11 protein-coding genes are annotated in these 12,294 nt (G+C 42.9%); 4 read left to right on the forward strand and 7 right to left on the reverse strand.

Annotation, left to right across the window (positions count from 1 at the left end; genetic code table 11):
- Positions 1-77: 77 nt before the first annotated feature.
- Positions 78-1,025: a helix-turn-helix transcriptional regulator gene (locus tag AB4Z17_RS27050; protein ID WP_441963235.1), complete on the reverse strand. Its 948-nt coding sequence runs from the start codon at positions 1,023-1,025 to the stop codon at positions 78-80.
- A gap of 120 nt (positions 1,026-1,145) precedes the next feature.
- Between AB4Z17_RS27050 and AB4Z17_RS27055 the strand changes: the two genes are divergently transcribed.
- Positions 1,146-1,637, forward strand: coding sequence for a DinB family protein (locus AB4Z17_RS27055; RefSeq protein ID WP_441963237.1), 492 nt, complete (start codon positions 1,146-1,148; stop codon positions 1,635-1,637).
- 112 nt (positions 1,638-1,749) lie between these two features.
- On the opposite strand, the gene AB4Z17_RS27060 is transcribed toward AB4Z17_RS27055, so the two are convergent.
- Positions 1,750-4,668, reverse strand: a complete 2,919-nt coding sequence (locus tag AB4Z17_RS27060; RefSeq protein WP_441963239.1) for a family 78 glycoside hydrolase catalytic domain — start codon at positions 4,666-4,668, stop codon at positions 1,750-1,752.
- A gap of 144 nt (positions 4,669-4,812) precedes the next feature.
- On the opposite strand from AB4Z17_RS27060, the gene AB4Z17_RS27065 reads away from it, so the two are divergent.
- Positions 4,813-5,697, forward strand: a complete 885-nt coding sequence (locus AB4Z17_RS27065; RefSeq protein WP_441913299.1) for a helix-turn-helix domain-containing protein — start codon at positions 4,813-4,815, stop codon at positions 5,695-5,697.
- Between the two features lie 14 nt (positions 5,698-5,711).
- On the opposite strand, the gene AB4Z17_RS27070 is transcribed toward AB4Z17_RS27065, so the two are convergent.
- The 4 genes from AB4Z17_RS27070 to AB4Z17_RS27085 are packed head-to-tail and all read right to left on the reverse strand — an operon-like array spanning position 5,712 to position 8,912.
- Positions 5,712-6,479 (reverse strand): spermidine synthase, encoded by a 768-nt coding sequence (locus AB4Z17_RS27070; RefSeq protein ID WP_441913308.1) that lies wholly within the window; start codon positions 6,477-6,479, stop codon positions 5,712-5,714.
- Positions 6,480-6,496: 17 nt separating this feature from the next.
- Complete coding sequence (locus AB4Z17_RS27075; protein WP_441963241.1) at positions 6,497-6,952, reverse strand: GNAT family N-acetyltransferase; 456 nt, start codon at positions 6,950-6,952, stop codon at positions 6,497-6,499.
- A 37-nt stretch (positions 6,953-6,989) separates the two neighbouring features.
- Positions 6,990-7,889, reverse strand: a complete 900-nt coding sequence (locus AB4Z17_RS27080) for a copper amine oxidase N-terminal domain-containing protein (protein ID WP_441963243.1) — start codon at positions 7,887-7,889, stop codon at positions 6,990-6,992.
- A gap of 21 nt (positions 7,890-7,910) precedes the next feature.
- Positions 7,911-8,912 carry a hypothetical protein gene (locus AB4Z17_RS27085; RefSeq protein WP_441963244.1) on the reverse strand — a complete coding sequence of 334 codons (1,002 nt, stop codon included), beginning with the start codon at positions 8,910-8,912 and terminating at the stop codon, positions 7,911-7,913.
- Between the two features lie 174 nt (positions 8,913-9,086).
- Here AB4Z17_RS27085 and AB4Z17_RS27090 point away from each other — a divergent pair, with 174 nt between their 5' ends.
- Complete coding sequence (locus AB4Z17_RS27090; protein WP_441913291.1) at positions 9,087-9,755, forward strand: AlkZ-related protein; 669 nt, start codon at positions 9,087-9,089, stop codon at positions 9,753-9,755.
- A gap of 1,127 nt (positions 9,756-10,882) precedes the next feature.
- On the opposite strand, the gene AB4Z17_RS27095 is transcribed toward AB4Z17_RS27090, so the two are convergent.
- Positions 10,883-11,083 (reverse strand): DUF2197 domain-containing protein, encoded by a 201-nt coding sequence (locus AB4Z17_RS27095; RefSeq protein ID WP_441963246.1) that lies wholly within the window; start codon positions 11,081-11,083, stop codon positions 10,883-10,885.
- 254 nt (positions 11,084-11,337) lie between these two features.
- Between AB4Z17_RS27095 and AB4Z17_RS27100 the strand changes: the two genes are divergently transcribed.
- Entirely contained in the window at positions 11,338-12,114 is a 777-nt protein-coding gene (locus AB4Z17_RS27100; protein ID WP_441963247.1) for a class I SAM-dependent methyltransferase, read from the forward strand.
- Positions 12,115-12,294 lie beyond the last annotated feature (180 nt).

Here is a 12,294-nt window from a genome sequence, read left to right on the forward strand (position 1 = left end):
AAGAATATACCATGTACTCGCCTACTAATGCAAGTGTTTTTTGAAATTAATTTTATTTTGTTGTTTATCCTTTAACTTCATGCATATTTAGCCATGACTTCAATTAATATCTTTTTCATGCGATCTATTAGTTCAACCGGTTCCTTAACTGTTGCTTCATTACCTAAACCCAAAAAAAACTTCGAATAAAACGAAAGATCAACCTTTCGAATATCGCCATCTATCCAGCCTGTACCATCTTCGCGAATATTCAGCTTGGGCAGCGGCCATAGCTCAGACTCGCAGCGCTGCAAGCCTTCTCTGCTTAATTCAACATAAAGATTAACATATGTCTCCTGCGTCTGAAAAACCTCATCGCTATTCCCAAGGTTTACATGCCGCAAATCCAGCGCTTCCAAATCAGATGTATCCTCTACGGCGGAGTGAATTCGATCACAACGGAATAACCGCAATTCAGAACGCAGAAAACAGTAAGCGGAACAGTACCATAATCCGTTGCTTGCATATATGCCAATCGGTTGTATTTGACGGCTTGACTGACCTTCTCGTGATTCATATTCGATAACCAACACTTTTTGGTGAATAGCCCCTTCAAGCAAGATCGATAAATAAGGGGATTTCATTTGCCGAGCAGGCGTGAAAAAATCAACACGATTTTTCATTTGATCAATACGATCCCGCACATCACCAGGCATGTAATAATAGAACTTGCTGAGTGCCGAGGATGATTCAGGTTCAAAGGGAAGATATAAATAGTGCCTCAAAGCATGGCTGGCAAAAAATATTGCAACAGCCTCTTCTTCCGTAAATGCGATCGGTGGCAATATCCTTTCTTTTAATACCTGATACCCGCCATGCGGCCCTACCTCCGAATACAACGGAACGCCCAGCTCACTCAGCTCTTGCAAATCCCTCAATATCGTTCTTGTCGACACTTCAAACTCAACCGCGAGTTCTTTGACAGTAAACTTACGTTTTCTATTAACAGTCATCATCAATTCAATGAGCCGTTTCGATTTTGACATATTGATTCTCCATTCATTTCTTAATTATGACAACTACTGTCACTATTATAAGCTACAATCAGTATTAAGCCCACTAAGGGTGACAACAATACTATAATTAAGAAGAATGGAGTGAAGGCAATGCAATCTCAGCCTATTAATGAAGTAAAAGGATTACTGCTGGAGGAATTGGAGCATATCGCGAAAACCTCTTCCAATTTGATTCGCAAAATCTCAACCGATCATTGGTCATACAGACCGCATGACAATATGAGGACGCTGCTGGAGCTTGTCCAACATATCGTATCTATTCCTTCGGTTGATCTGCTCATTCTTCAAGAGAACGATGAAACCGTCATCCGCAAGCTTGAAGCGGAAATAGCTGCCGATCAAGACCACGAGAAACTAATTGCTTGGCTCACGACTGGTTTGCATGAAGTCAGAGCTTATATGGAAAGTCTTCCGGATGAGGATTTTCTGCACAAGAAAACAAAACCATTTTATCTAGAACACGGCTCGGTACAGGCAAAATGGCTGATTGAGATTACGACCCATATTCAGCATCATCGGGCGCAGATGTTTACATATTTGAAGATACAAGGCTATGAAGTCAACATGTTCGATCTATACTAAAATAATTCAAATGCATTTCACCGCTCCTATAAAAAAGCTCTCAACTGTCTACTGACAGCGAGAGCTTTTTTGCATCTTCATTCCATTGAGCGTAATTCAACCGATACTTCTGCTAAAAGATTTTTTTCTCCCGAACGATACCTTCGTATCCTTCTGGTATTTTAACATTCACTTTTACCGATGCCGGGGATTGAATGGAAACCTCAATGATTTTCTCATCGATCACTTTCCACGATACATCGATTTGCCCTGCATCGGAGAGAGGAACGCTTCCCTTCGCCCATGTAAGACCACAAGGATTAGGACTAATTTCGACCTCCGTCCAGCCCATTGCTGTACTGCGAATGCCAAGCACCTCGCGTCCAAGGAAATAAGCTGGCGCTGCCGACCAAGCATGACAATGACTTCTAGTCAGCATATTCGGATTCGCTCTATTTTCCGAGAAGTTCGGATACATCTCCCAGCAGGTTGTCGCGTCATGCTCGATCATTTGCCCGTAATTGCGACGGATGTCCTCAACAATCGTAGAATACTGTCCCGATGCCGACAATGCTTCATAATAGAAGAAAGACATGAATGGACTGCCGATTTGAACAAAATGGGAAGGCGATTCCAGCAAATACTTCTCCATAATGCTTCTACGTTCTCCTTGCGCAACACCTGTCAAATAAGCGACCACCTGTGTTTGCACGGAGAAGATGTCTGATCTGCGTCCATCCACATGGATACAATCCAAGTAGGCAGACTGTTCCTCGGACCACAAATGCTGATTAATTGCCGCTTGAAGATCATCGGCTGCTGCCGCAAAACGTGAGCGCCCTTCCTCATCACCGGAGAAACCAGCCATCTCAGAGGCAACTCGCAGCGTCTTCACTAGGAAGCAGTTCTGATGTGTGACAATGCCATCGTTAGGCTGATCAATCGGCGACCAATCCAGTAGGTTCCAGCCCTTAATTGCCAGCAAGCCATCCTCATTGATTTCCTTCAAATAATGATCTAACGTAAAACGGATATGCGGATACATCTCTTGGGCAAAATGAAGATCCGCTGTTTGCTCTACATATTCACGGCATGCTATAGCCCAGAAAAAAGTCCAGTTCGGAATAACGCTGCTCCAACCGCTCGGAACCTGATCTGCGTATAAAGGCGTTTGATCCTTCGATCCCGGTACAAGACGCAAGCATCGTTTTACCATATCATTTACGCCGAATAAGTAGTTGCTGACCAGCGCTTCATTGCGGCTATCCCCCACCCAGAAAACTTGCTCATAGGCTGGGCAATCCACAAAGGTATCTTCCATGCATAGCTTCGTCGTGTGGCGGCTGATCTCCCATATGTCATTCAATAAAGGATCTGAGCTTTGGAATCTACCGATCTCTGCTACTGGATAATGGCTTGCTATATAATGAACATTTTGTATTTTGACCGGCGTATTCGCATTTCGGACAGTCAGCATCAAGTACCGCAGGCCTCTGCGAATTGGAGAGACATGAATCTGTCTTCCTTCTTTACATACATAGCGCACAGTATTGTCCAGTCCAAACGTATCTTGGCGATAATCCTCTGTCATATACTCAAATCCGTAAAAGTCTAAAATAGCACCCGCTTCTGCCTCAACCTCAAATGACAGATAACCCGTAAGCTCCTTGCCGAAATCAATAATAATTTCTGTATCTAGACCTGGATACATCGGAATAACTCCCGGCGATGCGTTCGGAATAACAAGATTTTGCAAAGCCACCGGAATAACATGCGGAGTGCTTTCCTTCTTCCACACAGAGAGACCGAATACATCCACTTCACTTACGAGACTATCATCGATAGAACGAATATATGGAGAATACGCATCCAAATCTTGAACGGAAGAAACCTTATCTATTACTTGCTTATAATACGCATCCTCAAAATCAATCTGTCTCGATTCCTGATGATCCAAATATACGGTACTGTCAAAAGGACCAATGCTAATAAAAGCTGATGCACCTGCTGACTGTTGCTCAGAAACTAACGGTGATCGAACCTCAATCGGAACTTCACTGTAGATGCCCAGGTGCAGCTGACCTGTATGCATGCTTCCACTCACATCAATTAAGAGTAAATGTTCGCCTTTTTGAATTGTCACTTCCGCATAGCGTTCAGGGAGCACTCCCGTGAACTGATCCGAATCCAGCTTCACCCCATTAATTGAAACTGCTCTTACGCACTCACTCGCAAATGGGAACCCGAGTATTATATCCGCGTCTTCTTGGACAGAGAGAATGGTAGCCGCATAACCCGTGAAGCCGACAACATTTGCATGGTCCTCACTGCCCTCAACCATTTGGTTGCGCATATCAATGGACGTAGAGAAGCTGAAGGACTTAACGCTGCTTAGAGATAAAATGCGGGATGGATACACAGGGTACTCTGCTAACAGCGGAATGTCCCGCTCTATTAGCGTCTTCCACGGTCCAGTGCCAACAACGCCTAGTAACGCTGCTTTCTCCCAAGCATCACCACTACCTTTAGCTGTAGTCCAATCGCTGTCCCACGAACCAGCATCAACATACTCTGAATAGCCTTGCTGACAAGACATTCGAGGCGTACGTGTATGATAGCCTTCATGAATAGCTGTGCTCCAAGTATCATCTGATTCAAGCAGCGTTTGCGTTCCCTCTTCACTGCTCCTATCCAACTGCACAAGCAGCCCGCCGCGGCCTCTTAAATAGTAAAAGGTCGATACGCCAAAATGATGCACGAGCACCGCAATCGTATTCGATTGCCCAGGTACCAGCAGATGGCCAATATCGTACACATCATAAAATTGCTCAACAGTCCAAGAGCGTACAGGGCCGCGTCCTATCTGCTTGCCATTAATATAAAGAACATAGCGAGAATCCGCACTAATTCGCAGTGTTGTTTGAGTATTTTGGTCATAATCATCCGATGATGGTGCAACGTCAAAGCTCTTTTTGAAGCAGCGCCATTCATTGCGAGGGCTTTCAGCTTCTCCGCCCCAAATCCAATTCGCCTTCCAATCCCAATCCATCATGTTATTCCGCCCCTTCTAAGCGAGTCATCGTATGTTTGCACGTGCATTCTACCTCTAATTATAGTAAAATCATGCTACTCAATTACCCCTGTTTCGGACATTTATTCCCTGAAAAACGACATCTGATGAAAGGAATGAAAGCTGATGACAAGCAAGCATACGCTGCTTTACGAGAGCGAGCAATATTTTCAAAAGAGTAAATTCATCTTCGTAAACCGCGCCGAGGAAGACTTTGATCTGCCGCTGCACAATCATGTTTTCATTGAGCTTGCTTATGTAGCTGAAGGCAAGGGCTTTCATCATATAGGGGATGACGTCGTCCCCGTTTATAAAGGGATGTTATTTATTTTGCCGCCTGGCATTCCGCATGTCTTTCGTCCTTCAACACCTTCACGCAACAGCTCGCCATTAATTGTATATAATTGCGTCTTCATGCCCTCGCTCCTTCAATCTCAGAAAGACTGGATTGGCGATCAGGAGATCGTTGATTTTCTGGAAACCTGTTTTAATGATGCATCCACTTTCCACTCCTTGTTCGACTCGGATAGTGTTATCGAAGATTTATTTCGCAGCCTGCTGCGTGAATATGAGCTCCCGCGGAGTGGATCATCGGCTTATTTGCTAACGCTGCTAGTGCAGCTGTTTCTATCCGTCTATCGATTAATGAAGGACGCTAAGGAGCTGTTATTAGAAGAGAGTTCTTCCGCCCGCTTCCATCATGTGCTGAACTACCTTGAGCAGCACGCTCATGAGAATGTAACAATCAGCCAGCTTGCAAATCGCTGCGAGTGGAGCGAACGGCATTTCAGCCGCGTGTTCAAGCAGCATACCGGACAAACCTTCCTGCATTACCTGCAGCATCTGCGCATAAAAAAAAGCTGCGAGCTCCTTAGGAACTCCCAGCTAAAAATTAGCAGCATTGCGGAAGAGGTCGGCTGCAAAAATATCGATGCATTCCTCACCCATTTCAAACGAATTGTCGGCATGACGCCGCGCGAATATCGAAAAATCATACGTGACAACAAATGATCCGTATAGTCGGTTCATCCTTTTCGTTTGTCCGCCATGCGATGCCCTTCTTCTAATTCTATTTCGAGGAAACCAGCCATTTCCCGTGATTGAAAGCTGAGCGTTTTGTTACTGCCTACGATGATCATATTACGAGTATCGGCTAGATCTTCTGCAGGCAGAGAGAAGGCTTTCGTATACGGATAGATCTCTTTCAGCGTTGAATAAATTGAATTAATTAGTTTATCGTTTTTGACTTTTCCGAAGAGATTCATAATAATCGAACCGCTTGCGTTCAGCTTCTCTTTCGTTAACTCAAAAAATTCCATTGTCGTTAAATGATGCGGAGTCCCCTTTTTCGTGAAGGCGTCCAAAATAATATAATCGAAGCCGCCGGACACCTGATTCTCAAGGATCTGCCGCCCATCTCCAATTACAACATTGTCCTCGCTATAGTTAAAATAAGTTCTGCTCAGCTCAACTACCTTCTCATTGATTTCCGCTATCACAAATCGTTTATCGGAATAGTGTCCGGCGATGGTTCCAATTCCATGACCAATCATAAAAACATTTTCGAACGATTGATCGTTATTTTCCATCAGATGCATGATCGCACGCGGATACTCCATGACGACTCGCTTCGGCTCCTTCAAATCTATCGCCCCTTGAATCGCATGATCGGAGAACTGCAAGTAGCGATATTTTCCGATCTCCCCAAATAATTGATTGGCTTCATAGACGGTAATCTCTTGAGAACCGCTAAGCTCCTTGGCTAACTGATACAAATCATCAAACTCCTTCAGTACGTGTGAGAGGTGCTTTAATTTAATATTTTTTGAAAGGAGGTGAGCGATAGCCGTTCTTCCACTTCAATAAATCCCGTTTCAACATATCCGCTTTGCTTGTAAAGGTTAACCGCAGGGGCGTTTTTAGATCCCGTTGATACGACGATCACATTTCCGCTGACTCCAACGCTTTCGATGTGTTGAAGCAGCTGCTTCGCGATTCCTTTTCTAAAATGGTCAGGGTGGATAATGAGCCGATGAATGTCTATGATGTTATTATCAATCATGATGGCGATGGCTCCGCACAGTTCATTATTAATATAATAACCATAGAAGATCTCCCCGCAATTACGCAGCGTATCTACGGTGTCTTTTAATGGCGGTATCTCATAAAAATCAATGAGCTCTGCTTCCACCCTATAGGATGGAAGCTGTATACGCAATACTTCCTTTGCTATGGCAGCATCTGTGATGTCTATTTTTCTAATCAATGTTAATTCCTCTCTAATTCCCTATAGAATTCTTTACTTATTTAATATCTGTTCGTACTTCTCCCTCGATCGGTAAAATGACGACATTAGCAAATTCTTTATTCGTATAACGATCGATAGAGCCTAGTTCCGTCTTCTTTCCATTGCTGTCAATCGTCCCATAATTCAGCCAATCCGCCATGAAGTTATCTAAGAAATAGACGGAATCGCCAAACGGCTTTGGTTCCTTGCCCGCTTCTCCGTTTTTCCCCAACAAATCCTTCTGCCATTTTCTTTCTGAAATACCGCTATCGTTGATTTCATAATAAGTGATTAAACCTCTATATTCCGTGGTATATCGGAGTGCCTCCCCTTGAGGGAAAGTATACACGAAAGTGAAGCCTTCACCATATGGCGCAATATCCATGCCATTGTCAACTCCAGGAGTATGAATCGCAAGCTTTCGCGCTTCTGTAAGATCGCCATTTTTCAGCGTTTTAAACCGCTCTTCACCCGACGGTGTTCTTACAATAATCTGTTTCCCTGTATTGTCGGTTCCTACAGTTCCACCAAGCGTTTCCGCAACAAAACGAACTGGAACGTAAGTACGTCCTTTCTTTACGGTAACTGGAGCATCCAGAGGAACCTTTTTCCCATTTACATCAGCTGATTTTAGTCCGTCCTTTAATCGAACAGTCAATTTCCGAGCTGGATTTTGGATTACAATCGTCTTTGTAGCCGTTTCGTAGGAATATTTGAGTTTTTCGGGATCATTAAAGGCCGTGAGCTGCACCATTGTTCTGCCGTTCACGTTCAGCACATCATCCTGAAGCTTGCCGTCAATGAACATTTTTATGGTTGCCTTGGGTACAGACGCCGCCATCGTTGCAGAACCCGCACTAAGCACACCCGCTATTGTTAGTGCAGCTGTCGTTGCTTTTATCCATTTTTTCATCATTAAAACCTCCTGTGAATTTTATTATTGTTGCGATTCCACTTCGCCAAGTTTAAAAGCGCCATCCTCCCATTTGTAAACAAAAGTGAGCAGCGGTAGTCCATGCTTTGAGAGCACTTCTTCGATGCCATCTCCGTCTAGATCCACTTCTTCCGCATGACCCGTGTCTACGAGCAGGAATGGAATGGGGCTTCCATCTTTCATTTCAAAATAATTGTGTATCGGTGCATTTGCCCCAAAAACACCATCGATTCGAATAAGCAACTTGCCATAAAGCTCTAACTCTTTGACTGATAGCAGCTCATCATTGTTTTGTGGATGCATGCCTCCGACTGCCCCAAGCTCATAAAGACCAGCTTCGGATTCGAAAGCACCATACACTTGCTCAACGTCACCCGACTTCGAATAAATGCTAATTTTTCCGCCACTAATGTTCTGTTCTTTAATAAGCTGCTCCATTTGAATGTTATCTACCTTCGCAACCTTCTGAGCATTTTCAACCTTCTCATAGGCAAGCGGCATAACGAAATCACTCTGCTCAGTGAGCTGTGAGTCCTCTTGAATGATTTGGAGTAATTCATTCGTCGCTACCTTTGTTAATGTATAGCCTTTATGTGTATCTTTCACATCCATAATAACGCCCTGTTTAGAACTATCGTTTATCCAAAGGTTGAAGGTGTTTTTCACGATTGGCTGTTTCACCGTAATCGTAAAGTTCGGTTTCGACATATTTAAAATCCCTTGCATTTGTACTGCCGTATTTATAGCGCTGACAAAAGCCTCCAGCCTCCTTTGATTCGTGTACACTGACTCAACGGACTTGGCACCAGCTGCTCTGGAAATAGATATTTCTTTCGCATCTGTGATGTTAATTGAAGGACTAATCTTCTTATCCAATAACCCTGTTTGTTTAGCTTGAACCAGCTGCTGCTCCTGTACATTTGTTGCCTTTGGGTCAACATTTTCGGCTGCACAACCAGCAAGAAGAAGCACTGTAATGACAGCTGAAACGAATGTTCCTTTCACTTTTTCGTCAGTCCTTTCATGAGCAAAAAGCTGTTCCATTTTAACCTCATGTATAGTGACGCCAGATGCTGTAAAAAAGTTACTTTTTTTAACCAAATTTAATAAGTCGATGTATGGAAGGATTAGACAGGAGAAAACTAGAATAAAGGAGTAAACGTTATAAGGAGTGTATATATGAGCATTACTACTTATCCAGAGTTCGTAAAGCTAGTCAGTCAATATAAGATTTTTCCATTCTCTGACCTTATCCCTGAGCATCCGTCCCTCACTGCCGTGGTTCCTAGTGACAGCTGGCATACAGAAACTGAGTTCGATCCGTGGATATGGCGGGTTAAAATCGTAAAGGATGAGCATGCGGCATATGGCAAGTTTTTTGGAAGCAAACTAACCTTTATTCACGTTGACTTGTTTCCTCATATCCCGTTCTTGTTATCCCAAGGAAAAAGCGTTGAGGAACGTTATAGCAGCGGTCTTATGTCCCAAGAAGCCAAAAATATTTATCATATTATCAAGGAAGCAGGCAATATCGACTCACGCAATTTGCGTAAGGAAAGCCGGCTGACCGCTAAAGAGCAGAAGAAAGACTACGATCGGGCGCTTGTTGATCTTCAAAACTTTGCTGACATTGTGATTACCGGGGCGCAGGAAGCTGACTTCGATGGCGGTTGGAGCAGCATGTGCTTTGAAAGCTCTGATCACTGGCTTCAAACCACACTTGGTAAAGAGGCTGTTGCTCACGATAATCTAGCAGAGACAAGAGCTACCGTCAAAGCAGAGCTGAGCGATGTTTGTACGGAGAAAGCTCTTAAATATTTGGATAAAAAGCTTCATCTCAATAAATAAAAAAGATGTGGCTCGTTGATTACTGTGACCGAGCTTAGGTTCCGTCCTTACGGACATATAAGCCGTTATTTCTCAAAATAAAGGCTAATTTGCTTTTTAACGGACATAGGATCCTCTATTTGCCCAAAATGACCCCAATCCCCCTCCATTATCACGAAATAAGAGACCCTATGTCCGTTAGATCGAGAAAAAGGATGATTTACGACAAATAAGGTCTCTCATGTCCGTTACTTTGTGCTTTGTTTAGGTTATGTGGTTAGGCTTTGTGTTTGGGTATCGTGTTTTGGTTCTGTGGTTACGTCTCGTGTTTAGTTTCGTGTTTAGTTTCGTGTTTAGTTTCGTGTTTAGTTTCGTGGATAGGTTTCGTTGTTGGGGTTTGTGGTTGGGTTTCATCTGTAGGTTGTGTGGTTGGGGTTTATGTTAGATTTTAGTCTCGTCTTCGGTTTATGTTTAGGTTTCACGTTTAGACTTAGGCTTAGTTTCCGTCCTTACGGACATATAAGCCGTTATTTTTCAAAATAAAGGCTAATTTGCTTTCTAACGGACATAGGATCCTCTATTTGCCCAAAATGACCCCAATTTCCCTCCAATATCACGAAATAAGAGACCCTATGTCCATTAGATCGAGAAAAAGGACGATTTACGGCAAATAAGGTCTCTCATGTCCGTTACTGTGTGCCTTGTTTAGGTTCTGTGGCTAGGTTCTGTGGTGAGGCTTTGTGTTTGGGCTTTGTGTTTGGGTTTCGTGTTTGGGTGGTTTGGGTTTCGTGTTTGGGTTTCGTGTTTGGGTGGTTTAGCTCCTGTCCTAGCGGACATATAAGCCGTTATTTCTCAAAATAAAGGCTAATTTGCTTTCTAACGGACATAGGATCCTCTATTTGCCCAAAATGACCCCAAATACCTTCGAATATTATGAAATAAGAGACCCTATGTCCGTTAGATCGAGAAAAAGGGCGATTTACGGCGAATAAGGTCTCTCATGTCCGTTAAGTCGAAGGGAGAGATCAAAATTCGTCTTTGAAATGATGGCGAGCACTTGTCATCATAAAAACTGTACATATGTCATCATAGATACATAGCACTAGTTATCATGTAACATTGCTCTGGTCATCTTAAAGCATAGACAATTAAGTTATTAATTTGTCATACCCTTTGGGATCAAGGCCTTCTGGCTTAATCTCGCTCATAGCACTTGCTTCTTTTGTTGTTTTGGAATGACAAGGCTGACAAATATAATACTTCGTTTGTTTTTCAATGAGCTTTCGATATTGAGGATCACTGTGATTAATATCAAATGGTTTTCTGCAAAACATACAGTTTACAAGCATTCCATAATCACCCTCTCATAGACCAGCATTCATTAATAGTATAAATGAACCCGTTGTAAATGAGAATTTAGAAATATCTTTTTTCTGGAAATATTGACCCCTATTTACCTATTACCTATACTTATAATAACTTTATAAGAAAGCGAGTGGTTATCATGCAAAAACTACATTCCGGTACGTTCATTATTAAGGTGCGTAAGGGATAATCATTACAATCCCTTCCGTAAACATCTAATTATCGGAGGGAATTAATTATGTCGTTTAGTTATTACGGAGAACTTTGTACAGTAGTCTATGATTTATCCAAGAAAACAGGTCAATCTATCGGTGGCGATTTAGAATATTACCAAGATCGACTGAAAGATTGCAAGGGTCGTATTCTCGAAGCAATGGCCGGTTCTGGTCGTGTTCTCGTTCCGCTTCTAGAAGCAGGGCTGCAAGTCGATGGTGTTGATTATTCAGCGGAAATGCTCGCATCCTGCCGTCAACGCTGTGAGGAACGCGGGCTCGTTACTGAGCTGTATGAGTCAAATTTACAACAGCTTGATTTGCCTCATCGCTATGAAGCCATCATTATCCCAGGCGGTTCATTCTTATTAATAGAGAACCGAGACGAATCACTTCTGGCTCTAAAAAATTTGTATACCCATCTTGAGCCAGGCGGACGTATCATACTTGACCTGTTCCTGCCTGACAACAATTTCAGTTGTGGGCAATATAGCGGTACGTCGACATTCAACCTGCCGGATGGAGACATCATTACCATGGAAGACAAACTTGTTGAAGCCGACTTATACAATCRATATAAGATTTCATATATTAAATATGAAAAATGGCACAACGGAGCTCTTATCCAAACTGAGCTGCAGCGCTTTGCCTTACGTTGGTACGGTGTCGAAGAGTTTAAGCTTATTTTAGAAAACATAGGTTTTTCCGATGTGATTGTGTCAGCTGATTACAACTATGGCGAAGCACCATCAAACGGCAAACAGAATTACGTATATGAAGCGATTAAGCCCATAGAAGCTTAAGTAATAGCAAATAAAAAATAGGCTGCCAGCAATGATATGCTCCCCAAATAGTAGACAGGTGAAATAATAAAAAACCTGTTGCTATGAGGGGAGCATTTTCATGTCTAAAATTAAATATTCCGCATCAGAGAAACGTACCATTATCGAAGAGATCAAAAGTGGCGAGCTTGGCTTTATGGC

The organism is Paenibacillus sp. TAF43_2, from assembly GCF_052113545.1.
Classification (GTDB): Bacteria; Bacillota; Bacilli; order Paenibacillales; family Paenibacillaceae; genus Pristimantibacillus.

Excerpts from the sequence above, each read along its gene's own strand:
- AB4Z17_RS27065 (WP_441913299.1), top strand. The coding sequence starts at position 4,813 with ATGACAAGCAAGCATACGCTGCTTTACGAGAGCGAGCAATATTTTCAA.
- AB4Z17_RS27060 (WP_441963239.1), bottom strand. The coding sequence starts at position 4,668 with ATGATGGATTGGGATTGGAAGGCGAATTGGATTTGGGGCGGAGAAGCT.
- AB4Z17_RS27080 (WP_441963243.1), bottom strand. The coding sequence starts at position 7,889 with ATGATGAAAAAATGGATAAAAGCAACGACAGCTGCACTAACAATAGCG.
- AB4Z17_RS27090 (WP_441913291.1), top strand. The coding sequence starts at position 9,087 with ATGAGCATTACTACTTATCCAGAGTTCGTAAAGCTAGTCAGTCAATAT.
- AB4Z17_RS27095 (WP_441963246.1), bottom strand. The coding sequence starts at position 11,083 with ATGCTTGTAAACTGTATGTTTTGCAGAAAACCATTTGATATTAATCAC.
- AB4Z17_RS27055 (WP_441963237.1), top strand. The coding sequence starts at position 1,146 with ATGCAATCTCAGCCTATTAATGAAGTAAAAGGATTACTGCTGGAGGAA.
- AB4Z17_RS27050 (WP_441963235.1), bottom strand. The coding sequence starts at position 1,025 with ATGTCAAAATCGAAACGGCTCATTGAATTGATGATGACTGTTAATAGA.